General features: G+C 68.9%; 20 protein-coding genes. 10 read left to right on the top strand and 10 right to left on the bottom strand.

Features of this window, described 5'->3' with window-relative positions; translation table 11 throughout:
* The first annotated feature begins 373 nt into the window (after window positions 1-373).
* A complete protein-coding gene (locus AC3FMM_RS20030; RefSeq protein ID WP_115682168.1) occupies window positions 374-1,354 on the top strand; it encodes a DedA family protein/thiosulfate sulfurtransferase GlpE in 981 nt (326 codons plus the stop codon).
* Window positions 1,355-1,364: 10 nt separating this feature from the next.
* Here the strand turns inward: AC3FMM_RS20030 and AC3FMM_RS20025 are convergent, their stop codons facing one another.
* From AC3FMM_RS20025 to AC3FMM_RS20000, 6 genes are all read right to left on the bottom strand, one after another.
* Window positions 1,365-2,321, bottom strand: coding sequence for a DUF1177 domain-containing protein (locus AC3FMM_RS20025; RefSeq protein WP_116313676.1), 957 nt, complete (start codon window positions 2,319-2,321; stop codon window positions 1,365-1,367).
* 58 nt (window positions 2,322-2,379) lie between these two features.
* Complete coding sequence (locus AC3FMM_RS20020; protein ID WP_115711906.1) at window positions 2,380-3,540, bottom strand: porin; 1,161 nt, start codon at window positions 3,538-3,540, stop codon at window positions 2,380-2,382.
* A 276-nt stretch (window positions 3,541-3,816) separates the two neighbouring features.
* Window positions 3,817-4,572 (bottom strand): dipeptidase PepE, encoded by a 756-nt coding sequence (pepE, locus tag AC3FMM_RS20015; protein WP_488687349.1) that lies wholly within the window; start codon window positions 4,570-4,572, stop codon window positions 3,817-3,819.
* A 30-nt stretch (window positions 4,573-4,602) separates the two neighbouring features.
* On the bottom strand, window positions 4,603-5,787 hold the full coding sequence (locus tag AC3FMM_RS20010) for an aminotransferase class V-fold PLP-dependent enzyme (protein WP_414249236.1): 1,185 nt from the start codon (window positions 5,785-5,787) through the stop codon (window positions 4,603-4,605).
* Window positions 5,788-5,841: 54 nt separating this feature from the next.
* The gene (locus AC3FMM_RS20005) at window positions 5,842-7,449 is read right to left on the bottom strand and encodes an OPT/YSL family transporter (protein WP_116313672.1); all 1,608 of its coding nucleotides are present in this window, start codon (window positions 7,447-7,449) and stop codon (window positions 5,842-5,844) included.
* Window positions 7,450-7,513: 64 nt separating this feature from the next.
* On the bottom strand, window positions 7,514-8,227 hold the full coding sequence (locus tag AC3FMM_RS20000) for an IclR family transcriptional regulator (protein ID WP_115711910.1): 714 nt from the start codon (window positions 8,225-8,227) through the stop codon (window positions 7,514-7,516).
* Between the two features lie 190 nt (window positions 8,228-8,417).
* On the opposite strand from AC3FMM_RS20000, the gene AC3FMM_RS19995 reads away from it, so the two are divergent.
* Complete coding sequence (locus AC3FMM_RS19995; RefSeq protein ID WP_488687348.1) at window positions 8,418-11,201, top strand: hypothetical protein; 2,784 nt, start codon at window positions 8,418-8,420, stop codon at window positions 11,199-11,201.
* An 18-nt stretch (window positions 11,202-11,219) separates the two neighbouring features.
* Here the strand turns inward: AC3FMM_RS19995 and AC3FMM_RS19990 are convergent, their stop codons facing one another.
* A complete protein-coding gene (locus tag AC3FMM_RS19990) occupies window positions 11,220-11,975 on the bottom strand; it encodes an IclR family transcriptional regulator (protein WP_115711914.1) in 756 nt (251 codons plus the stop codon).
* A 212-nt stretch (window positions 11,976-12,187) separates the two neighbouring features.
* Between AC3FMM_RS19990 and AC3FMM_RS19985 the strand changes: the two genes are divergently transcribed.
* The 8 genes from AC3FMM_RS19985 to AC3FMM_RS19950 all read left to right on the top strand — a co-directional run bounded on the left by AC3FMM_RS19985 (window position 12,188) and on the right by AC3FMM_RS19950 (window position 21,359).
* A complete protein-coding gene (locus AC3FMM_RS19985; protein ID WP_326346244.1) occupies window positions 12,188-13,228 on the top strand; it encodes an LLM class flavin-dependent oxidoreductase in 1,041 nt (346 codons plus the stop codon).
* A gap of 223 nt (window positions 13,229-13,451) precedes the next feature.
* Window positions 13,452-15,458 carry a sigma-54-dependent Fis family transcriptional regulator gene (locus tag AC3FMM_RS19980; RefSeq protein WP_116313669.1) on the top strand — a complete coding sequence of 669 codons (2,007 nt, stop codon included), beginning with the start codon at window positions 13,452-13,454 and terminating at the stop codon, window positions 15,456-15,458.
* A 362-nt stretch (window positions 15,459-15,820) separates the two neighbouring features.
* Window positions 15,821-16,888, top strand: a complete 1,068-nt coding sequence (locus tag AC3FMM_RS19975; RefSeq protein ID WP_116313668.1) for an ATP-NAD kinase family protein — start codon at window positions 15,821-15,823, stop codon at window positions 16,886-16,888.
* Window positions 16,889-16,953: 65 nt separating this feature from the next.
* Window positions 16,954-17,967, top strand: coding sequence for a thiamine pyrophosphate-dependent dehydrogenase E1 component subunit alpha (locus AC3FMM_RS19970; RefSeq protein ID WP_115711922.1), 1,014 nt, complete (start codon window positions 16,954-16,956; stop codon window positions 17,965-17,967).
* A 35-nt stretch (window positions 17,968-18,002) separates the two neighbouring features.
* Window positions 18,003-19,019 (top strand): alpha-ketoacid dehydrogenase subunit beta, encoded by a 1,017-nt coding sequence (locus AC3FMM_RS19965; protein ID WP_488687347.1) that lies wholly within the window; start codon window positions 18,003-18,005, stop codon window positions 19,017-19,019.
* Window positions 19,019-20,134 carry an acetoin dehydrogenase dihydrolipoyllysine-residue acetyltransferase subunit gene (locus AC3FMM_RS19960; RefSeq protein ID WP_326346242.1) on the top strand — a complete coding sequence of 372 codons (1,116 nt, stop codon included), beginning with the start codon at window positions 19,019-19,021 and terminating at the stop codon, window positions 20,132-20,134. Before AC3FMM_RS19965 ends, AC3FMM_RS19960 begins: the two co-directional genes overlap by 1 nt.
* A 74-nt stretch (window positions 20,135-20,208) precedes the next feature.
* Complete coding sequence (locus AC3FMM_RS19955) at window positions 20,209-20,550, top strand: carboxymuconolactone decarboxylase family protein (protein ID WP_111520933.1); 342 nt, start codon at window positions 20,209-20,211, stop codon at window positions 20,548-20,550.
* 47 nt (window positions 20,551-20,597) lie between these two features.
* Entirely contained in the window at window positions 20,598-21,359 is a 762-nt protein-coding gene (locus tag AC3FMM_RS19950; RefSeq protein ID WP_116313666.1) for a lipoyl protein ligase domain-containing protein, read from the top strand.
* Here AC3FMM_RS19950 and AC3FMM_RS19945 read toward each other — a convergent pair.
* The 3 genes from AC3FMM_RS19945 to AC3FMM_RS19935 form a co-directional block, all read right to left on the bottom strand.
* Entirely contained in the window at window positions 21,356-22,105 is a 750-nt protein-coding gene (locus AC3FMM_RS19945; protein ID WP_172581805.1) for a DUF3047 domain-containing protein, read from the bottom strand. The genes AC3FMM_RS19950 and AC3FMM_RS19945 overlap by 4 nt on opposite strands.
* 230 nt (window positions 22,106-22,335) lie before the next feature.
* A complete protein-coding gene (locus tag AC3FMM_RS19940; RefSeq protein WP_115682179.1) occupies window positions 22,336-23,157 on the bottom strand; it encodes a hypothetical protein in 822 nt (273 codons plus the stop codon).
* Window positions 23,158-23,519: 362 nt separating this feature from the next.
* The gene (locus tag AC3FMM_RS19935; RefSeq protein WP_115682180.1) at window positions 23,520-23,909 is read right to left on the bottom strand and encodes an OsmC family protein; all 390 of its coding nucleotides are present in this window, start codon (window positions 23,907-23,909) and stop codon (window positions 23,520-23,522) included.
* Window positions 23,910-24,249: the final 340 nt, after the last annotated feature.

Below are 24,249 nucleotides of genomic sequence, written 5' to 3'. Positions count from 1 at the left end.
CCCGGGGTGGCAGAAGCGGCTGGCTGCGGCGTGGCAGGTCAGTCGAGTTATCAGTCATCGTACGACAAGAAAATTGGGATGGCAATAGGGGACGGACGTTCCCCGGGTTAACCGGGAGCCGGGAGCGGAACGCCTTCTACGCATCAGAGCAAGAAGGGATAGCATGAGCGGCGGGTGCATGACATCACGTTGGGTGCGTCGTACGGTCGGTGGCCCACGGTACGGCGCAGGCGGCACAGCACCATGTTGTCGGACAACGTAATTCGCATGACGCCTGATCCACTCAGCGAATTTGAACCGACCATGCAAAGCTGGCGCGCCACGGGCATCCCGGCGCTGGCACACTGGCGTCCTGGACCAAAGGGGGAGAGCGGTGGGAGAGTTACAGGCCTTGCTGGAAAACCACGGGCTGATGCTGGTGTTCCTGAACGTACTGGTCGAGCAGGCCGGCCTGCCGGTGCCGGCCTATCCGATGCTGTTCGTCGCCGGCGCGCTGGGCGTGCAGGAGACCGGGCCGTCGATCGGCGCGGTGCTGGCCGCGGTCATCGTCGCCTGCCTGATTGCCGACACCGGCTGGTACTTCGCCGGGCGCCGGCTGGGGCAGCCGATGCTGCGCACCATCTGCAAGGTCTCGATCTCGCCCGATTCCTGCATCCGCCAGACCCAGTCGCTGTACCTGCGCGTGGGGCCGCGCTCGCTGGTGGTCGCCAAGCTGCTGCCGGGCGCCGGCGCGCTGTCGACCGCGATGGCCGGCATGACTGGCACGCCGCTGCCGGTATTCCTGTTCTACGACGCGATCGGCGCGCTGGTGTGGGCCGGCAGCGGGCTGCTGATCGGCGTGGTGTTCAGCGACTTCATCGATGCCATTCTTGAGGGCTTCAGCACCTACGGCCATATGGCGCTGGTGGCGGTGGTGGGGGCCTTCCTGGTATTCCTGGCCTGGCGCTCGTGGCGCCGCCTGCGGCTGCTGCGCATCACGAAGCGAGTGCCGCGCATGAGCGTGGATGAGCTGGAATCGCGGCGGCTGGCCGGCGCGCTGCCGGTCGTGATCGACGTGCGCGCCCATGGCGACGTGCCGATGGAGCGCATTCCCGGCTCGATGGTGCTCGACATGCAGGGCGCGCTCGACAGCCTCGACGCGCTCGGCGTGGCGCCCGCCGAAGCCGACATCGTGGTCTATTGCGCCTGCCCGAACGAGATGTCCGCGGCGCTGCTGGCCGAACGCCTGCGCGTGGCCGGCTATCCCAGGACCTGGGCGCTGGCCGGCGGCTTCGACGAATGGAAGCGGCGGCACGGCGCCACCGTGCCGCCCGCCGTCACCCATCCCGGCACGGGCCAGGCGACGGGACGCTGAGCCCCGGCCCTCAGCGCTGGCCGGCGCTCTGGAACACCGACAGGTCGGGGTAGATCGCGCGGATCTTCTGCCATTCGGCAGCATTGAAGAACTGGCACTTGCCGGCGCCGAAGCGCTTGGACACTTCGACGCAGAAGCGCACCGCCTCGGCGATGTCGATCTCGTGGTTGGCCGAGGTCGCGCTGCCCGACACCACCGACTGCGCCGTCACCGCCACGCCCACCACCGGCGCCTGCGTGGCCACGTGCGGCTGCATGATGCTGTTGAAGTGGTACAGGCCGTTGTGGTACGGCGTGATGTCCTGCAGCGAGATCGGGAAGGTCACCGCCGGGCAGCCGGTGGTCGACTCCATGGCCGCCACCAGGTCCGGCGCCACGCGCAGGATATAGCCCTGCATCGCCGTCGGCGAGATCGCAAAGCCGCGGTGCTTGACGATGCTGTTGCCCTTGGACGCATCGATCGACAGGATCGCGTCCATTTCCGGCAGCACCTGGTAGTCGTTCATGGTGTCGGACGACACCGGCATGCCCATGAACGGCACCGGGTCGTGCGGCACCATCGAGACATTGGTCGACAGGTGCGTGGTCACGATCACGTCGCCCGCCACGTGGTCGCCGCGCGCCTTCATCTGCGCCAGCTTCAGCGCCACCGCCAGGCAGCCGATCGGGCCATCGGCATCGGACACCAGCCCCACCAGTTCCGGACGCGCGCCGATGGCGCCGTTGCGGCCGATCACGCCCAGCGTCGGCGCCGTGCCGCCGCCGCGCTTGCCGGCGCTGCCCGGGATCACGATGGTGATGAAGTCGGTGGTGTTGGCCGTGTTCTCGGGCGGCGCGTTGTTGACCGTGGTGACTTGCACCGACACGCCGGCGTTGGCGTAGGGCGCGAACAGTTCGCTGACGAGCGCGCCGTTGGCGTGCGGGCTGTCCAGGGCTTCGTGAATGACCAGCGTCTGCTGCAGGGCCATGGCTTTCTCCAAAGTTTGCCCCCGCCGCGCGGTGCGGGCAGGGCGTTCTACAAATCGGTCAGAACTGGTGGCGCAGGCCGACCATCACCGTGGTCTGGGTGTCGCGCCCGTCCAGCGGCGTGCCGCTGCCGCCGGTCCAGCTGGTGGTGTTGTTGCCGAACAGGCCCGACCAGTCGCCGTGGACGCGGTCGTAGGCCAGCGCCAGGTAGGCGTCGGTGCGCTTGCTGAATGCATAGTCGGCAACGGCATACGCGGTGGTTCGGTTGCCGCTGAAGTTGTCGGCGCGGGTGCGGTTGTGCATCACGCTGCCGGTCAGGGTGACGTTGCCGGTCACGGCGTAGCTCGCGCCCAGCGTGAAGAAGTCGTCGTGGCGGCTGCCGCCGAACACCGAGCTGATCGCCGCCCGGTTGGTCGGCGTGGCCGCGGTCGACATGCTGGTGATGGTGGCCGTATCGGTGCCGCCCTTCGACGAGTCGAAGCCCGCGTCGCGGTCGCTGTGGATGTAGTTGGCGAACAGGCTGGCGCGGCCGACCGCGGCCTTCAGGCCGGCCAGGTAGATGTTGGCGTTGCGGCTCTGGCTGTCGCGGGTCTGCTGGAAGTCGCCGACCGCGGTGATCGGCCCGGCCGCGTACCTGACGCCAAACGACATCGATGACATCGCGCGGGTGTTGCCCGCGGTCTCGCCCAGCGCGTATTCGGCGATCACCGACACCGGGCCGAAATTGCCGGTATAGCTGACGGCGTTGTCGTAGCGCTGGCCGGTCAGGTAGACCATCCACGCATTGGACGGCGCCGCGCCCACGCCAAGCGGATCGACGTAGTACAGCATGGTGTTGGCGGTGGTGTACTGCCGGCCCAGCGCCAGCTCGCCCCAGCGGTTGCCGATCTTCACGTACGCCTGGCGCCCGAACAGCTGGCCTTGCTGGTCGAGCCGGCCGGTATCGGCCAGCAGCCCGTTCTCCAGCACGAAGCCCGCCTTTACGCCGCCGCCCAGGTCCTCGACGCCCTTCAGGCCGAAGCGGCTGCCGGACAGGAAGCCTTCGCCGCCCTGTTGCAGGCCGACCTGCGCGTCGCCGGCGGGGTTGGAGTGGGTCTGGTATGTCAGCGCGGTATCGATGACGCCGTACAGCGTGACGCCGGACTGGGCCATGGTGGTGGCGGGCAGGGCCACCAGCGCGGGAAACACCAGGCGCACGGCATGGCGAAGGGTTGGGCTCATTGTGGTTTCTCCTCCAGAAGGCAAAAGGGAGGCCTCGCGGGCTGCGCTGGGCAGCCCGCGGGCGGATTCTTGTTTGGTTGCTATGGGCTTGGTGGCCCGATGTGGCTCGCTTGCTGATTCACGATCCATCGCGAGTGTGTGCTCCCCTCTCCCGCTCGCGGGAGAGGGGCCGGGGGTGAGGGCAGGCGCATGGCAAGCATCGCGACGGGCCACTTCGTGGAGACTCCCGCCCTCACCCCCGCCCCTCTCCCATAAATGGGAGAGGGGAGAAAACACTCAGACTTCAAAGCCCGGCCAGTCCACCATCCCCGCCGGCCCAGTGATCTGCGATAACGCGAACGCCTCGCCCTCGCGCATCGTCTCCACCTTGCCCTCGGCAGGGAACCACAGCGCATTGCGCTCGCCCAGCACCAGGCCGGTGGTGCCATCGGAATACAGCGCCGAGCCTTCCGGCAGCGCAAACACCTGTTCCGGCGCGTTGATGTGCAGGAACTCCGCCAGCCGCTCTTCGCGGCTTTCGCCGTTGTGCCCGGCGGGCTTGCCGCTGATGAAGTGCGGGTTGATCTGGAACGGCACCAGTCCCAGTGCGCGCAGCGACGGCGGCTGCACGATCGGCATGTCGTTGGTGGTGCGGATGGTCGGGCAGGCGACGTTGCTGCCGGCGCTCCAGCCCACGTACGGCGTGCCGGCGCGCACCCTGGCGCGGATGGCCTCGACGATGCCGGCGTCATACAGGCGCTTGAGCAGCGCGAAGGTATTGCCGCCGCCGACCGCGATGGCCTCGGCCTGCTGCACGGCGCGCAGCGGATCGGCACTGTGATGGATCGATTCCAGCGCGTAGCCCAGCTTTTCGAACACCGGCCTGACCATGCCCTCGTAGGTATCGAAGCTGAAGGTCACGCCGGCGAACGGTACGAACAGCACCTTGCGCGGCTCATGCTTCAGCAGCGTGTGGAGTTGCTCGCCGGCGTGCTCGAGATAGCCGAGGTTGTCCTTGCGCGAGCTGCTCATCAGGAGGATGCGTTGGGTCATGTCTTGCTTTCCGTCGGTTCAGGTGTGAGGTCAGGCGATCGCTGCGCGCACCAGCGCGGCAACGCGGTCGATCTCGTCATGCGTGTTGAAGTAGTGCAGCGACACGCGCGCCATGGTCGACACGCCGTAGCGCGCCAGGATCGAATCGGCCATGAAGCTGCCGGCTTCGATGATGCATTGCTGCGCTTCCAGCGCGGCGACGATGCGGGCCGGGTCGACGCCGCGCACGTTGAACGGCACGATGCCGATGCGCTGGGCCACGTCGGCCGGGCCGTACAGCTCGAAGCCGGGGATCGACGACAGCTTCGCCACCGCGTATTCCGTCAGGTCGCGCACACGCGCTTCGATGGCGTCGATGCCGATCGCGGCGGCGTAGTCGATGGCGGTGCCAAGACCCAGGATGGCCGGCACGATCGGGCAGCCCGCTTCGAAGCGCTTCGCGCCCGGCACCAGCGACAGTGCGCCGGTGGCGCGGTCATAGGCGCCGTTCCACCAGCCCACCAGCATCGGCTCGACCTGCGCGATCAGCTCGCGGCGCACGTACAGGAAGCCGGAGCCCTCGGTCGCGCGCAGCGCCTTGCGGCCGCAGCCGGCGAGGAAATCGCAGCCGAGCTCGGCCACGTCCGAGCGCAGCATGCCCACGCTCTGCGCACCGTTGACCAGCGCCAGCACGCCGTGCTGGCGCGCCACCGCACAGATCTGCGCGGCGGGCTGCACCGTGCCGGTGGAATTGGGCAGGTGCGAAAACGTCAGCAGGCGCGTGCGCGGCGTGATGGCCGCGGCAAATGCCTCGGCCGACAGCAAGCCTTCGGCATCGGCGGCCACCATCTTCACCACGATGCCGTGCGATTGCTCGAGCCGGCGCCACGGCAGCAGGTTGCTCAGCATCTCGGTGTCGGCCACCAGCACTTCATCGCCGGCTTGCCAGGCGATGCCGCGCGCGACGATCGAAATGCTCTCGGTCGCGTTCTTGGTGAAGGCGAGCTCGTCGGCCGCGCAGTTCAGCCATCGGGCCAGCGTGGCGCGCACGGCTTCGACGCGCGCATAGGTCTCTTTGCGGAATGCCGGCAGGTAGATGCCGACATGGCCGGTGTCGAGCAGGTAGCTGCGCACGGCGTCGAGCACGGCGTCGGGCGGAATCGACGCGGCGGCGGTATCGAGATAGATGGTGGAAGCCGTCAGCGGGGTGTCGGCGCGGATTGCCTGGATATCCATGGAACGTCTCGGGAAATGACAGAGGGGCGCAGCGCGTGCGCCCGCAGGTAGGGCTTACTTCTTCAGCTTGGTGACCGAACCGAAGAAGCTGAACAGCGCATCGCCCGCGATCACGCCGCCGGCGAAGGCGCTCATCTCGGCCACATGCTTGTCGCCGCGCAGGCGCTGCAGCACGAAGCGGATTGCAAGGCCCGCCAGCACCGCCCAGCCGGCCAGCGGCGAGGCGATCAGCATGCCGGTCGAGAGCAGGATGCCGAGCTGGCGCTTCGAGCCGCCGAGCCACTGCAGCAGGGCGCCGGGAACGGCCCAGATCATCAGGTTGCGCGCGATCTCGGCCGACGAGCCCGCCTTGATCGAGGCCGCGTAGACGCGGTCCACCGGCGGGATCAGGCCCTGCGCGAAGAAGCTGCCGTGGAACACCAGCACCACCACCGCGGCCACCGCGAAGCCGATCATCGCGGCCAGGAACTGCTGCCTGCGCCCGGCCAGCTCGGCCTCCATGTCGCGGCCTTCGCCGCGCAGCAGGTAGCCGGTCTTGAGGTCGTAGCCCATGTCGGCGAAGGCCGGGCCGGTGGCGGCCGAAAAGCCCACCAGCACCGCCAGCGCCGTGGGCGGGAAGCCGATCAGGATGCCGATGGTCAGCGTGATCAGCGCCACCGCGAAGGCCGGGAACCAGCCCGAATGCATCGCCGCGATGCCGACGATCAGCTCGTGCACGTAGGCGGCAAAGGCCGCGTACAGCACGAACAGCACCAGCATGCCCAGCGACATGTCCGAGATATGGCCGGCCAGCACCGAGATCAGCAGCGCGATCGCCAGGTAGACCAGGAAGCCGCCCGACAGGATGCGGCTGGCGCGCGCGGCCGGAACTTCGATGGTGCGCGCGTCGGCCGCCGGGGCGTGGCGCGCGCGGCGGATTTCATGGGCCACCTGGAACAGCGCGACGATGCCCGCGCCGATCATCAGCCCGTGCGGGATATAGGCCTTGGCGATGTCGATGCCGGTCAGCGCCACGGAATAGCCGCGCACCAGCAGGCCGATGCCGAACATGGTCAGTGCCGCCAGGTTGCCCAGGAAGGCCGCGCCGAACGCGGACATCGGCACGCCCAGCCATGCGCCGCCCACGCCCACGGCGATGCCCAGTCCCAGGAAGGCCGCCTTGCGCCCGCCGCGGTCGCCGGCCCAGATGGCCTCGGCGGTGGCGATGCCGGCCGGCCAGGTGCCGGTGGCCGGGAAGATCTTGCTGCCGAACAGGAAGTACAGCATCGCGCCGTCGACGAACATGGCGATCACCGCGCCGATCAGCATCGGCGTGGCCAGCTCGGGCATGCCCATCGCATACGGCACGCCGATCGGGATCATCAGCGAGTTGGCGGCGCCGAAGGTGGCCGACGAGATCGCGGTCTGCACCAGGTTCTGGCGCTCGAGCACGCGGAAGCGCCGCGTGATCTCGAGCGGAATGCGCGAGAACACGATCGCGATCAGCGCGCCGATGATCGAGGTGTTGGCCGAGATCCCCAGCGACACGATCAGCTGCATCCCGATCATGGCGCCGAACACGGACAGCGCCACGGAGACCAGCAGCAGCAAGGGCTCCATGAAGCGCGTCCGTGTCGCGGGCGGCGCCGCCATCGGCGCGTTCAGTTGTGTTGGCATGGTCATGTCTTCCACCGCTCCCCGTAGTGTTGTCTGGTTTTGTCTGTTGTGTGTGATGCCTGGCGCGCGCTCAGCGCATGAAACCGGCCACCGGGCCGATGGTGCTGCGCGCCGTGCGCAGCGCCTGCAGCCAGCGCGGCGCCGCCTCCGGCGTCAGCCGCTGCAGCGGACCGGCGATGGCCAGCGACCCGACCACCGCCTGGGTGTCGCGGTGATGCAGCGGCAGCGCCAGCCCGGCCACCGTGGCGGCGGACTCCTCGCAGGTGTAGGCCCAGCCGTCGGCGCGGACCTGCGCCAGCCGCGCTTCCAGCCCGGGCGCGTCGCCGCCAAGCCGGCGCCGGAACGCCTCCGGCTGGAACGCCAGCATGGCCTTGGCATGCGCGCCCGCCTCGAGGGCGAAGCGTTGGCCCACCTCGATCGAAAAGCGCAGCTGGTGCTGGCTGTGCGCGATGTCCGTGCACAGGCCGTGGTCGCCGTCCAGCCACGACAGGAACACGGTTTCACCGCATTCCCGCGCCAGCGCCTCGAGCGCGGGCTGCACCACCTCGGCCGGCGAGAAGGTCTTGCGCGTGACCTGGCCCAGCTCGAACCAGCGCAGCCCGAGCGCGTAGCGTCCCTGCGCGTCCTGCACCAGGAAGCCGTTGGCGGCGAACGTCGCCAGAACGCGGTGCACCACGGCATGGTGCACGCCGCTGTGGCGCGCCAGGTCGCGCACGCCCCAACAGGGCTGGCGCACGGTGAAGTGGGTCAACAGCGCCAGCGCGCCGTCCAGGGTCTTGAGCATTGCCGAGCTGAACTTCGAATTGAGTTGTCTCTATATAAGAGACAACGTCTCTGATACAGAGAAATGCTAGGCCTCGCTGTCAACCGCAACAATCAGGGTTAACGCGCAGTCGTCTCCCGGATCGGGGCGAATATCGACCCATGCGCCCTTGCCTATACTTGGCGCAGGCCGACTGCTACGGGAGGCGCCCATGGCTGCGGAAGACCACGGTTACGGCGACGAAGCGGCCCGCATCGCTCACCGCCGCCGCCTGCTCGGCATCGCGCCGCGCACGCACGAGGGCCAGCGCAACTGGGCGCTGGCGTTGTCCGGCGGCGGCATCCGCAGCGCCACGTTCTGCCTTGGCGTGATGCAGGCGCTGGCCGGCACCGACATGCCGGCCAACACCACGGCTGCGACGCCGGACAGCAGCAGGCCCCAGACCCCCGCGGCAAGCACCGCCGCCTCGGCGCAGACCGTGCCGGGCCTGGCTTCGCTGCTGGCCCAGTTCGATTACCTGTCGACCGTCAGCGGCGGCGGCTACCTCGGCGCTTTCTTCGTCAGCCTGTTCGTGCCCGGTCGCCTGCGCCGCGGCACCGGCCCGGTCCAGGCCGCGGCCGAGGCGTACCACACGCTGCAATGCGAGCCGCCAGGGCGCATCCACACCTCGGTCTCCTATGCCGCCGATCCCGGCCGCGGCGCGGTCGCGTGGCTGCGCGAGAACGGCCGCTACCTGTCGCCCACGGGCGCGGGCGACAACCTCTATGCCGCCGCGCTGGTGGCGCGCAACTGGCTGGCGATGCACTACGTGATCGGCAGCGCGCTGCTGGTGTTGCTGTCGCTGCTGGCGCTGCTGCTGCACGGCGCGGCGGGCGCCTGGTACGGGTTCGGACGCTATGAGATGGACCTGCTCCACGATGCGCGGCAGGCCTTCAACCAGGGCGAATGCGCGATCTGGTGGAGCCCGCTGCTGTGGCTGCCGCTGGTGACGGTGGTGCTCGGCGCGGTGCCGCCCGGCCTGGCGTACTGGCTGGTCTATCCGCGCGCCAGCGAGCCGCAGGCGCCGGGCCGTTTCTTCAGCCCCGCGCCGATGCTGGCCACGCTGCTGGGACTGCTGTTGCTCGCCGCCGCGTACTGGTCGGAACGGATCGGCGCGCAGCCGCTGCCTGCGCAACTCTTTGCCGCGCTGGGCGTGCTGGCCTGGCTTGGCGTGCTGGCCTGCCTGGTAATGCTGCAGGGCGAGCCGCGCACGGTGTCCGGCTATCGCGTGCGGGCCACGCGTGCACTGCGCACGGCGGTCACGCTGACGCTGTGGCTGGCGGCACTGGGCGTGGCCGATACCGTCGCGCGCACCACTTACCTGTATGCCCAGGCTGCCGGCCATCCGTGGGGGGTGGCGCTGCCCGCGAGCGCTCTGGGCGTGCTGGTCTGGCTGGTGCGCTACGGCGCGCGCCGGCTCGACGAAGGCCGCAAGGGCAGCGCCGGTACTGCCTGGCGGGCATTGTGGGCACGCCTGCCGGTTTCGCTGCTGGCCGGGGCGGCCGCGGCGGTGCTGGCTTTGCTGCTGTACGTGCTGTGGTCGTGGCTGGTGCTGTGGGTGCGCTGGAATGGCCGCGAGCCGGTCGACTGGCTGGTGTATGGCACCGCCTACACCGGGCCGGCGCTGGCTACGCTGACGGCCGTGGCACTGGTGCTGGCGCTGGTCGCCGGCCGCTTTACCGGCTTCCTGAACCTGTCCACGCTGCAACCTTTCTACGCGGCGCGCCTCACGCGCGCTTACCTTGGCGCATCCAATGGCGAGCGCTTTGCCGCGCCCGATCCCGATCCGGTGGCGGACCGGCGCCGGCGCGCGCGCTTCAGCGTGGCCGAGCCCGTGCCGGGCGACCAGCTCAGCCTCAATGCCTACTACGATCCGCACGTGCTGGCGCCGCTGCACCTGATCAACGTGACGCTGAACCTGACCGTCGATCCGGCCGAGCAGCTGGTCCAGCGCGACCGCAAGGGCAAGCCGCTGTGCCTGGCACCGGGCGCCGGCCTGCCGCAGCCGGGTGCGGCAAGCGCGGTCGCGCCGGACGCCTATGCGCGCTTCACCGTCGATGGCTGGCAGTGCTGCCCGGATCTGTCATGGCCCTCGTCGGGCAAGCTGGCGCAAGCGCTGACGGTGGGTGACTGGATCGCGATCTCGGGCGCGGCGGTGTCCACCGGGCTGGGCCGTGCCACGACGCTAGGCACATCGCTGCTGCTCGGGCTGGCCAACCTGCGGCTGGGCACATGGTGGCCGTCGTTCCCGGCCCGCTACGCGCGTCGCGGCGGGCGCGAGGGCGAGCGCTGGCGCCATCCCGAACGCGCCACGCATCCGTGGCTGGCCGCCGGCATCTTCCGCACGCAGTATTACCTGGGGTGCGAGCTGAGCGGCCGCTTCCATGGCACGCGGCGCGGCTGGCAATACCTGTCGGACGGCGGTCATTTCGACAACACCGGCGTCTACGAGCTGCTGCGTCCGGGCCGGAACGTCGCGCTGATCGTGCTGTGCGACTGCGGGGCCGATCCCGACTATCGCTTCGGCGACCTTGCCAACCTGATCCGCCTGGCGCGCATCGACCATGGCCTCGAGATCGTTGTCGATACCGAGGCCGCCACCACGCATCCGGTGCTGAGCCGAGTCTTCGGCGTGCCGGACGATTTCGTGCCGGGCCGGCCGTCCAGCGCCGGCGCCGGCGACAAATGCGCGGTGCTGCTCGATGTGTTCCGCACCGACCCGGCCTGCGCGGCGCCGCGCGCGCGCGTCTGCCGCATCGTGCTGATCAAGCCGCGGCTGGTGTCATGGGCGCCGGCCGACGTGCGGCATTATGGCGCCACGCACCCGGCCTTCCCGCAGCAAGGCACCGGCGACCAGTTCTTCGACGAGGCGCAATGGGAGAGCTACCGGGCCCTGGGACACGCGCTTGGCAAGCGCGTGCTGGGCGGCGACGTGGGCAAGGCGCTGCTGGCCTGATCGCGCGCCAAGCGGGCCTCAGCGCACGAAGCCGATCACGTCTTCCAGTCGGCCGCTGGCATCGCGCAACGCTTCCAGCAGCCGCGGCACGGCGGCGTCGTCAAGCCGCTGCTGCGGCCCGGCGATGGCGACCGAGCCCACCACCGCACTGCGGTCGCGCGACCACAGCGGCAAGGCCAGGCCGGCGACGCTGGCCGCGGCTTCCTCGCGCGTATGCGCCCAGCCGCGTTCGCGCACCTCGGCCAGCTGCTGCTCGATGCGCTCGCGTTCCAGCGTGGTATGCGGACCCATGCGCGCCACGCCCTGGCGGTACACCTCGTCGCGGAAGGCCTCGTCCTGGAACGCCAGCATGGCCTTGGCATGCGCGCCGGCATGGAGCGGGAAGCGCTCGCCCAGCTCGATCGAAAAGCGCAGCTGGTGCTGGCTGTGCACCAGCCCCACGCACAGGCCTTCATGGCCGTCGAGCCACGACAGGAACACGGTCTCGCCGCTCTGCGCGGCCAGCTTCTCCAGCACCGGGCGCACGATCTCGTCGGGCGAGAAGCTCTTGCGCACTACCTGCCCCAGCTCGAACAGCCGCAGCCCCAGCGAATACTTGCCGGTGGCCGAATCCTGCACCAGGAAGCCGTTGGCGGCGAACGTGGCCAGCACGCGGTGCACTACGGCGTAATGCACGCCGCTGTGCTTGGCCAGCTCGCGCACGCCCCAGGTGGGCTGGCGCACGGTGAAGTGGGTCAGCAAGGCCAGCGCGCCGTCCAGTGTCTTGAGAGTCATCGATCGTTCCTTCGCATCGGGCTGAATGGTAAGGGCAAGCGGCGCGCGGCTCAATCCTTGCGCCCCGGCTGTGGCCCCACCGCGCCCGGCGATACCCACGCCGCCCGCAGGGCCGCAAAGCCGCCGCCAGCACGATCGGCGCAGGCTCACTAACATAGCGAACCATCCGCATTGCAGCGGCGGCGCACGTGTGGCGCCCGCCAGACCACGACATGAATCGCGACTCTCTCCCCGCCGGCAACGGCGTTGCCTATTCGGTGCTCGACCTCGCCCCCATCCCGCAAGGCAGCGATGCCGGCCAGGCCATGCGCAACTCGCTCGACCTGGCGCGCCATGCCGAGCAGCTGGGCTACCACCGCTACTGGCTGGCCGAGCACCACAACATGCCCGGCATCGCCAGCGCCGCCACCGCGGTGCTGATCGGCTATGTCGCCAACGGCACCCAGCGCATCCGCGTGGGCTCGGGCGGCGTGATGCTGCCCAACCACTCGCCGCTGGTGATCGCCGAGCAGTTCGGCACGCTGGCCTCGCTCTATCCGGGCCGCATCGACCTGGGCCTGGGCCGCGCGCCCGGCACCGACCAGGCCACCGCGCGCGCCCTGCGCCGCCATCTGGCCAGCGACAGCGCCGATACCTTCCCGCAGGACGTGGAAGAGCTGCAGGCCTACTTCGACGACGTGCGCCCGGGCCAGCGCCTGCGCGCGGTGCCCGGGGCCGGCCTGAAGGTGCCGATCTGGCTGCTGGGCTCGAGCCTGTTCAGCGCGCAGCTGGCCGCGGCGATGGGGTTGCCGTTCGCCTTCGCCTCGCACTTTGCGCCGGGCTTCATGCGCCAGGCGCTGGACCTGTACCGGCGCACCTTCCGCCCGTCCGAGACGCTCGACCGGCCCTACGTGATGCTCGGCCTCAATGTGTTCGCGGCCGATACCGGCGACGAGGCGCGCCGGCTGTTCAGCTCGCTGCAGCAGCAGTTCCTGGCGCTGGTGCGCGGCACGCCGGGGCAGCTGCGCCCGCCGGTCGACGATATCGAAGCGCTCTGGAACGAGAGCGAGGCTGACCATATCCGGCGCTCGCTGGCGTGCTCCGTGGTGGGCGACCCGGATGTGGTCGGCGCCGGCATGCAGCGCTTTGTCGATGACCTGCAGCCGGACGAGCTGATGATCACCGGCCAGATCTACGAGCACCAGGCGCGGCTGCGATCGTTCGAGATCGCCGCGGCTGCCGCGCGCAGCCTCAAGGCCAACGCCGCGCTCTGAGCCGTTGCCGGTATGACGCACGCCGCACTTGCGGCGTGCGCCTGCCGCTGTCTTTCATTTCCTGCCGGTTCTGGTTTGCATAGCGCCGAGGCGCTCGGATACATTAGAAGGCCGACACCAGACAGAGGCGTGGCCACCCGGGCACGCGCCCGCATAGTCCGCCCGATCCGCCGCCCCCAAGCAATCTCCCGGGGCCGAGGGGCAGCGACGACAGGAGACAGCGATGGACCTGCGGCAACGCGAGCACATCGAGACGGTGGTCCAGGCCACCGCCTACCTATCCCCGCCAGCCCTGCTCGCGGAGCGCATCGCGCATGACGCGATCATCCAGAATTCATGGCGGCGCTGCGTGCACCAGTACGGGCTCGATCCCTCGCGCATGCAGGAGGCGCGCATCCTGCCGCAGACGCGCCTGCGCGAACACCAGGAACGCATCGACGACTTCGCCCGCATCGCCCGCCACGGCCTGCAGAGCCTGCACGCGCAGGTGGCGGCGCTGGGCTATGTGGTGCTGCTGACCGATGCACAGGGCGTCACGGTCGACTATATCGGCGACACCCACACCGATGCCGCGCTGCGCCACGCCGGCCTCTACCTTGGCGCGGAATGGAGCGAGAGTGGCGCCGGCACCTGCGCGGTCGGCACCGCGCTGGTCACCGGGCAGGCGCTGACCGTGCACCAGGCCGACCATTTCGATGCCACCCATATCCCGCTGACCTGCACCGCCGCGCCGCTGTTCGACACGCATGGCACGCTGCACGCCATCCTCGACATCTCCGCGCTGGTCTCGCCGCAGGCCAAGGACAGCCAGGGCCTGGCGCTGCAGATGGTGCGCATCTACGCCGCGCATATCGAGAACGCCAACTTCCTGCGCGCGCACCGGCGCGACTGGATCCTGAAGCTGAACGTTGCGCCCGAGTTCGTCGACGTCAACCCGGAATACCTGCTGGCGCTCGACGATGCCGGCCGCATCGTCGGCCACAACCATCGCGCCCGCCTGATGCTGGAAACCGAACTGGCCGGCATGCCCGGCGCCACCGTGCTCGGGCAGCCGTTCGAGACCTTGTTCGACGCCCGGCTCGAAGACCTGGGCCGCTATGTCTACTCGCGTCCCAGCGAGCAGCGCCTGGTCGCGCTCAACCGCAGCGGCGGCCTGCTGTACCTGAGCGTGATGCCGCCCGCGCTGGGCTGGCAAGCTCCAGCGGCACCGGCGCAGGTGGCGATGCCGGCGCCGCTGGCGGCGCTCAGCGGCGGCGACGCCGCGCTGGCGCAGCAGCTGGAGCGCGCCGCGCGTCTGGTCGATTCCCCGATCCACCTGCTGATCCAGGGCGAAACCGGCAGCGGCAAGGAGTTCTTCGCCAAGGCGCTGCACCAGGCCAGCGCGCGCCGCGCCGGGCCCTTTGTCGCGGTGAACTGCGCGGCGATTCCGGAGACCCTGATCGAGAGCGAGCTGTTCGGCCACCTGCCCAACAGCTTTTCGGGCGCCGGCTCGCGCGGCAAGCGCGGGCTGATCCAGGAGGCCGACGGCGGCACGCTGTTCCTGGACGAGATCGGCGACATGCCGCGCGAGCTGCAGTCGCGGCTGCTGCGCGTGCTGGCCGAGGGCGAGGTGCTGCCGGTGGGCGCCGCGCGCCCGGTGCCGGTACGCCTGCGCGTCATTTCGGCCACGCACCATCGCCTGGAGCAATTGGTGGCCGACGGCCGCTTCCGCGAGGACCTCTACTACCGCCTGAACGGCGCGCGCTTCGAACTGCCGCCGCTGCGCGCCCGCACCGACCTGGACTGGCTGGTGCGCAAGCTGCTGCAGGAAGGCGCGGTCGAACCAGTGACGCTGTCACCGGCCGCGAGCGAGCGGCTGCGCCGCCACCGCTGGCCGGGCAACCTGCGCGAACTGCGCAACGTGCTTGAGTACGCGCGCGCGGTCTGCAGCGGCGGCTATATCGACGTGCACGACCTGCCCGATGCCGTCGCCGGCACCGCCGAACCGGCTGCCGTAGCGGCCCAGCCGGCATCAGCCGATCGCGCCCCGGACCACGGCACCGCCGCCCCGTTCGACCCGCACCAGCTGCCCCCCGAGGGCATGCTGCTGATGCAGTACCTGCGCGCCTCGGGCTGGAACCTGAGCGCGGTCGCGCGCCAGATCGGCATCAGCCGCATGACGCTGTACCGGCGCATGGAGCGCTACGGCATCCAGTCGCCTAACCGGCGCGACGGCGGGGAGCAGGCGTAGCACTGCGCCGTAGGCAAGGCCGGCAGCGCTGGCGCGGCTGCCGGGCGTACCCGTTTCTGCGACGCCGTTCGCGGCCTTTCGTCTTCCGGATTTCTCTTGACGCCGGCTTTCGCCAGGCGTGCGGCCACGCCGGTGATAAGACGTTACGCGTGTCCACTCCGTACACCTGCACTGTGACACCTGTCTCGCCCTGACGGCCACCCAGGCCGCTCGCCCGGCGCAAGCGGCAGCGATTTTTGCGGGTTATCCCTGAAGCCAGGGCCCCGCAACCGCCCGCCTTGTGCCATCGCGATGCCATCCGGCCACTGGCACAGCCATTGCAAAGTCGCCTGTCACCACAACGACAACACAGGAGACAGGCAATGGGGCAGCCAAGGTTCGCCGATGCGCCGCTGGTCGGCATCATCGCCAATCCGGTTTCGGCGCGCGACATCCGCCGCGTGATCGCCAACGCCAACAGCCTGCAACTGGCTGACCGCGTCAATATCGTGCTGCGGCTGCTGGCCGCGCTGTCATCGTGCGGCGTGCAGCGCGTGCTGATGATGCCCGATCGCGAGGGCCTGCGCGTCATGCTGGCACGGCACCTGGCGCACCGCCAGGGACCGGATTCGAGCCTGCCCGAGGTCGCGTATCTGGACATGCCGGTGGCCTCGCGCGTCGACGACACGCTGCATGCCGCGCGCTGCATGGCCGATGCCGGCGTGGCCGCGATCATCGTGCTGGGCGGCGACGGCACCCACCGCGCCGTGGTGCGCGAATGCGGCGCGGTGCCGATCGCGGGACTGTCGACCGGCACCAACAATGCCTACCCCGAGATGCGCGAGCCCACCATCACCGGGCTCGCCACCGGCCTCTATGCCACCGGCCGCATTCCAGCCAGCCAGGCGCTGGCGTCGAACAAGCGCCTGGACATCGTCATCCGCGACGGCAATGGCACCTTCCGCCGCGACATCGCGCTGGTCGACGCGGTGATCTCGCACGAACACTTCATCGGCGCGCGCGCGCTGTGGAAGACCGACACGCTGGCCGCGGTCTACGTGTCCTTTGCCGACCCCGAGGCGATCGGGCTGTCGGCCATCGCCGGCTTGCTCGAGCCGGTGGGTCGGCGCGAAGCGGGCGGCCTTGCGATCGAACTGGCGGCGCCGGGCGCGGGCGAATTCGAACTGAGCGCGCCAATTGCGCCAGGCCTGATGTGCACCGTTCCCATCGCCGGCTGGCAGCGGCTCGCGCACGGCCGCCCCCATCGCGTGCGCCAGCGCAGCGGCGTCGTCGCGCTGGACGGCGAGCGCGAGCTGACCTTCGGCCCGGACGACGAAGTCACCGTCACGCTGCACGACCACGCATTCCGCAGCATCGACGTCGCCGCGTGCATGCGCCACGCGGCGCGCCACCAGCTGATGCGCAGCGTGCCGCAGCACGCCCTGGCCTGAGCACGCCGGGCCGCGCACCCACCGATTTTCTTGAAGTGCAACACCTGAAAACGAAGGAGACAGAGATGACAGCCAGAGCTTCGCAAGATCCGGCGCAATCCCGCGGCGCGCTGCCGCTCGACAAGGAGACGCTGCTGACGGTGTACCGCAAGATGCGCACCATCCGCGATTTCGAGGAGCGCCTGCACGTGGACTTCGCGCGCGGCGACATCCCGGGCTTCGTCCACCTGTACGCGGGCGAGGAAGCCGCGGGCGTCGGCATCCTGCATCACCTGCACGACGGCGACCGCATTGCCAGCACGCACCGCGGCCATGGCCACTGCATTGCCAAGGGCGTCGATCCGGTGGCGATGATGAAGGAGATCTACGGCAAGAAGGGCGGCTCGTGCAATGGCAAGGGCGGCTCGATGCATATCGCCGACCTGTCCAAGGGCATGATGGGCGCCAACGGCATTCTCGGCGCGGGCGCGCCGCTGATCTGCGGCGCCGCGCTGGCGGCCAGGTTCCGCGGCAAGGGCGAGGTCGGCATTACCTTCTGCGGCGACGGCGCCTCCAACCAGGGCACCTTCCTGGAAAGCCTGAACCTGGCCGCGGTGTGGAACCTGCCGGTGATCTTCGTGATCGAGAACAACGGCTACGCCGAATCGACCTCGCGCGACTACGGCACCGCGGTCGACAGCTACGTCGACCGCGCCGCGGGCTTCGGCATCCCGGGCGTGACCGTCGACGGCACCGATTTCTTCGCGGTCCACGAAGCCGCCGGCGAAGTCATCCGCCGCGCCCGCGAGGGCGGCGGCCCGTCGCTGCTCGAATGCAAGATGGTCCGCTTCTACGGCCACTTCGAAGGCGATGCGCAGACCTACCGCGCTGCCGGCGAACTCGATGACATCCGCGCCAACAAGGATTGCCTGAAGCTGTTCGGCCGCACCGTGACGCAAGCCGGCGTGATCGCGCGCGAAGAGCTGGACGCGATCGACCGCGAAGTCGCCGCGCTGATCGAGCACGCCGTGCAGGAAGCCAAGGCGGCGCCCCAGCCGGGCCCGGAAGACCTGCTGACCGACGTCTACGTCAGCTACTGATCCGCCACGCGCAAACCAATTATCAGGAGACAGACATGGCTCGCAAACTGAGCATCAAGCTGGCGATCAACGAGGCGATCGACCAGGAAATGACCCGCGACCCCAGCGTCATCATGCTGGGCGAGGACATCGTCGGCGGCGCCGGCGCAGACGGCGAGAAAGACGCCTGGGGCGGCGTGCTGGGCGTGACCAAGGGCCTGTATGCCAAGCATGGCGAACGGCTGCTGGACACGCCGCTGTCCGAATCCGCCTACGTGGGCGCCGCCATCGGCGCCGCGGCGTGCGGCATGCGCCCGATCGCGGAACTGATGTTCATCGACTTCATGGGCGTTTGCTTCGACCAGATCTTCAACCAGGCCGCCAAGTTCCGCTACATGTTCGGCGGCAAGGCCGAGACCCCGGTGGTGATCCGCGCCATGGTCGGCGCGGGCTTCCGCGCCGCCGCGCAGCACAGCCAGATGCTGACGCCGCTGTTCACGCATATCCCCGGCCTGAAGGTGGTGTGCCCGTCCACGCCGTACGACACCAAGGGGCTGCTGATCCAGGCGATCCGCGACAACGACCCGGTGATCTTCTGCGAGCACAAGAACCTCTATGGCCTCGAAGGTGATGTCCCGGAAGGCGCCTATGCCATCCCGTTCGGCGAGGCCAATATCGTGCGCGACGGCAAGGACGTGTCGATCGTCACCTACGGGCTGATGGTGCATCGGGCGCTGGAAGCGGCGGCGACGCTGGCGAAGGAGGGGATCGAGGCCGAGATCGTCGACCTGCGCACGCTCTCGCCGCTGGACATGGATACGGTGCTGGAGTCGGTAGAGAACACCGGGCGCCTGGTCGTCGTGGATGAAGCCAGCCCGCGCTGCAATATCGCCACCGATATCTCGGCGCAGGTCGCGCAGCAGGCCTTCGGCGCGCTCAAGGCCGGCATCGAGATGGTGTGCCCGCCGCATACCCCGGTGCCGTTCTCGCCCACGCTGGAAGACCTGTATATCCCCAGTGCGGCACAGATCGTCAATGCCGCGCGCAAGACCGTGAAGGGAGGCAAGCACTGATGGCAACGGATGCAATCACCCCGATCGTGATGCCCAAATGGGGCCTGTCGATGAAGGAAGGCACGGTCAATGCCTGGCTGGTCGACGAAGGCACCGAGATCACCGTGGGCATGCCGATCCTCGATGTGGAAACCGACAAGATCGCCAATGCGGTGGAGGCGCCCGACGCGGGCACGCTGCGCCGCAAGGTGGCGCAGGCCGGCGACGTGCTGCCGGTGAAGGCGCTGCTTGGCGTGCTGGCCCCTGCGGAGGTGAGCGATGCGCAGATCGATGAATACGTCGCGGCTTATGAAACGCCGGCGGACGACAGCGGCGACGAGGATGCCGCCAGCGCGTACCAGTTTGCCGAGGTCGACGGCATCCGGGTCCGCTATGCCCGCAAGGGCGACGGCGCCCAGGCCGTGCTCTTCATCCACGGCTTTGGCGGAGACCTGGACAACTGGCTGTTCAACCTCGATCCCCTGGCCGACGCGTACACCGTGGTGGCGCTCGACTTGCCCGGCCACGGACAGTCGTCGCCGCGGCTCGCGGGCACGACGCTGGCGCAGATGGCCGGCTTTGTAGCGCGTTTCATGGACGAAGCCGGGATCGACGCCGCGCATGTGGTCGGCCACTCGATGGGCGGCGGCGTGGCCGCGCAGTTGGCCGTGGATGCGCCGCAGCGGGTGCTGTCGGTGGCGCTGGTGTCGCCGGTTGGCTTCGGCGAAGCCGTCAACAGCGCCTACACCGACGGCTTCGTCAAGGCGCAGTCGCGGCGCGAGCTCAAGCCCGTGGTCGAGCTGCTGTTTGCCGACCCGGGGCTGGTGAGCCGGCAGATGCTGGACGACCTGTTGCGCTACAAGCGGCTCGATGGCGTCGACGAGGCACTGACCGCGCTCGGCCAGGGCCTGTTCGGCGGCGGCCGGCAGAGCGAGCAGCCGGGCCAGCGCCTGGCCGACAGCGGCAAGCGCGTGCTGGTGGTGTGGGGCGGCCAGGACCGCATCATCCCGGCCGCGCATGCCGAGGCGGCGCCGCCCGACGCTACCGTCAAGGTCTTTGCCGATGCCGGCCATATGAGCCAGATGGAGAAGGCCAACGACTTCAACGCGCTGCTGAAGACCCACCTGGCCGGCTGATGCCGCCCCCGGACGGCGCCACCATGCGCCGTCCAGGCGGCCCCCGGGGCCGATTTACCAAAGGACACTTACACATGACCACAGACCTGAAGACCCGCCTGGCGGAGATCAACAAGCAATTCGGCGCGCTCGGCCAGGCCCAGCCCGGCACCATGAGCGCCTTCCAGGGCGTGATGAAGGCTGCCACGCAACAGGGCAGCCTGCCCGCCGAACTCAAGGAACTGGTGGCGGTCGCACTCGCCGTGCAGAAGGGCTGCGACGACTGCGTGCTGTTCCACACCAGCCAGGCACTGCGCCATCGCGCGAGCCGCGAGCAACTGGCCGAAGTGCTCGCCGTCAATATCGAGATGGGTGGCGGCCCCGGCGCGATGTACGCGGCCAAGGCGCTGGCGTATTTCGATGCGCTCAACGCCTAGGGTTGCTAGACTCGGCGCATCGCCATTCCCGGGCAGCTTCCCAACCGATGCCGTTTGAACTTGTCGATACCGTCGCCCCGGACCACGCGGGCAGCGACCCGCTGCAGGAAGAACTGGCGCTGCTCGAACTCGCGGCGCAGGGCCGGCAGGTGGCACGGTTGTGGGAGGCACCGCTGTCGCTGGTGGTGCCGCGCACCTACCTGCGCCACGCGGCGCTGGAGACTGCGCGCGCCGATTTCGCGCAGCAGGGTTGCCCCGTGTTCCTGCGCATGTCCGGCGGCGGCCTGGTTCCGCAAGGGCCCGGCATCCTCAACCTGAGCCTCGCTTACGCCGTCGGCCAGCCGCCAGGCGCGCTCAGCGACGCGGTCTACCTGCACTTGTGCGCGGTGATCGGCGGCGCGCTGCGAACGCTCGGCATCGAGACCCACTGGCAGGCGGTGGCCGGCTCATTTTGCGACGGCCGCTACAACCTCGCCTGGGGCCCGCCCGAAGCCGCCCGCAAGATCGCCGGCACGGCCCAGTACTGGCGGCGCGCGCCAGCGGCCATGCAGGCGGCCGATGGCCAGCGCCACCTGGTGCTTGCCCACGCGGTGCTGCTGGTCAGCGCCGACCCGGAGCAGATCAATGCGCGCGCCAATGCCTTCGAGGCGGCCATCGGCAGCGAACGGCGGTATGGCGCGGACAAGGTGGTCAGCGTGCGCGAGGCGTTGCTGTCCGCCGGACACGCCGTGAAGGACGATGTCGCACTGATGCCCGAGGTCGCGGCTGCGCTGCGATGGAGCCTCGGACAGCATCCCGCCCCGGTCTAGTTCTTCGCCGCGGTGTCCGGCAGGAAGCGGATATCGCCATACCAGGCGCGGCTGGCGGCGTGGGTATTGTCGGTGTCGGTCATAAGGCCGTAGGCCTTGAGCGGTCCGGGCGGCTCGTGGAACACGCGTTCATAGTCGCGCGCCAGATTGCGCCGCAAGTTCTGCCATTTGCCGGCATCGTCGGCGCCGGATACCACGATCATCTGCACGCGGCCGGTATGCGGGTTGGGGATGACGCTGCCGGGCGCGGCGCTGGTCGACCAGACATACATCAACGTGGCATAGGGCAGTTCCTCCCCCGCCACGGTTTTCGCCAGCTGCATCGCGGCGCGGTCGCCCAGCGAGAGCTTGCTGGCGTCGCCGTCGAAGAAGAACACCAGCCGCGCCGGCGCGTCCTCGCGCGCGCCATCGCGGTTGTCGGCGCCGGGAATCGCGCCTTCTGCCTTCCAGCGCCAGGCCACCACGGGCGTGCGCGACAGGTCCACGTTGCCCGCATGCATCAGCGCCGACGCCGAGTCCTTGGCTTGCGCCCGCAGCACCGTGGTGCCGCCCTCGGTCACCAGCTGGTACTCGGTCCTGGCCTTGCCTTCGGCGACCGGTAAATTTTTCCAGTCATTCGGCAGCGCGCCGCCCGGCTTGCGGTCGGAAAGGACAAGTCCAGGCTTGCCGCTCTGCGCCGGCGCTGAAAGCGGGGCCAGCAGCAGCGTGGCACACAGGGCAATGGGCAACGCATGGGTGGTCGTCATGGCGGATCAGCGGAATACGAGACGTGGGACCGAACGCAAACCGTGTGCCCGAGCGCCGTGGACCCTGTCCGATCTGACCACCACAAAAAAAATCGCGGCCCACGAGGGGCCGCAAATCGGGAATGCGAGGAGTGTCAAATTCCTCAGGAGACGTTATCGACGCAAACCGGCGTCCCAAGACCCCTCTTCCGTGGGGTCTATGGATCACAACTATGAATGCGAGCGACCGCTTACGCGATCAGGTAGGCGGGAGGCGGCTCTGGTCGGACCGAGGCGCGCAGTTTGCGGACATTCGCTTCCAGTTCGGCGTGGGCTGCGTCGAGCCAGTCCACGCGATGCCGAACCGGATCCTTGGCCGACAGGGCGCTGGCGGCGATCTCTCGCAGGAAGTAACGCACCATGCTGCCCGCGCGCGCCGGCACCGGCATCATTCCCAGCAACTGGCGGCGCGCCAGCAACCGGCGTGTGACCGCGTGCTGCAGCGCGGCCCAGGCGGTGCGGCCCAATGCGATATACAGCGCGTCGGTGCGCATCTGCCGCACGGCGCCCAGGAACTGCGTCTCGAAGACGTCGCGCAGCATCGGCGCGTCCAGCAGTTCTTCCAGCGGGCCATCGAATGCCAGGCCACGCCGCGTGGTGGCATGCGGCAACAGGGCGAGCGGCTGCAGGCGCTCGAAGCCATCGTTCCACAATGCGGCGGCGTGCGGCAGCCCCACCAGCTCCGGCACGCGGAAGTGGTCAAGCATGCGGATCAGGTTGGGCCGTACCAGCTTGCCGCCCAGTTCAACGCGCCGCTTGTTCTCGCGCTGGATTACACGGCCCGGCGCATGGGAGCGCAGCAGTTCCTCGGTCACCGCGGCGGCCAGCCGCACGTGCGCATGGCCCGGCGTGGTGCTGACCAGCACCAGCGCTGCCTGCGGATTCAGGTATTCGCACGGTACGTAGTGCATGGCGTAGCTGCTGTCCCGCGCCACCACGACGGGTTTCGCGATCACGCCGCCGGCGCCCGCAAGCCGTATCTGCGCGCAATAGGCTTCAATGAAATTGGTCAAGGCATCCCCCCGCTCGCTTCGTTATTTAAGCGTTTTTATTGTTTTTGCTTTTCGCCATGGTAAGCCGGCGGTGCGGTGCAAAGTGTGTCGGCACCGCCGTTTTGACCACTTCCCGGACGGAACTTGGTGGGCCAGCCAACACAGCACATGGGCGTTGCGTCAACGGGGTGGGATCGCGGCGTAGCGTATTGCGGCTGGCGGTCATGACCGTGACACGGCATCCCGCAAAAGAAAAAAGCCGGACACGGATGCCGTGTCCGGCTAACCCATTTGCTGACTCAGGCGGTGTCAGAACCCGAGAACTCAAATGCTAACGATTCTCATTTTCTGTGGCAACCCCTGCCGTGACCGGCGCGCGCCGGTCATACCATCGAGGTCTGGATCGAAACCTGGCCGGACAGGGTCTTGTGCACCGGGCAACGATTGGCGACGCGCAGCAGGTCTTCGAGGATCTGGGGCGACAGGTCGCCGCTGACCCTGACCTCGCGCTGCATCGTATAGGTGCCGTTGGCTTCTTCATGACCGACCGAAACATGGACGTCAGTGACCGCGTAGCCCTTGCGTTTCGCATACAGCTGCAAGGTCAGGGTGGTGCAGGCAGCCAGGGCCGAGTCCAGCAGGTCATGCGGGTTCGGGTAGCGGGTGTCGCCGCCGGCGGAAGCGTCCAGATCGGCTTGCCACTCGGCAGTGCCGTTGGTCAGCTGGCAGATGCTGTTGCCCTGGCTTGGCTTCCATGTCGCTTGGATAGTCATCGAACGTCCCCATCTCGTCAAAGAGCGGCCCCGCGGGCCGGAACGGCCATTCTATAAGCAGCCTGGCCTCCAGTGAGAAGCGCCGAAAGCGGCGCATTTGTGCCAGTTTCGGCTGGTTCGCAGAAACCGCTTGCCAACCCCGTCGCGCTCGCTTACTATTCGCCCCCTCGCAACACAACGCGGCACCTGCAAGGCAGGCGCAGCAAGGGATGTGGGGTCGACCGGGAGGTTGGCGCGGCGAAGTTTGCAGCGCTGACGGCAGCAAAAAAGATTGCGGCAAACGGTTGACGAAACGAAGAAAGCTCTGCATAATCTCGTTTCTCTGCTGCAGACAACGCAG

Source organism: Cupriavidus sp. 207A1, assembly GCF_057798955.1.
Note: the sequence above shows the minus strand (reverse complement) of the source record. Positions and strands in the feature narration are given on the sequence as shown.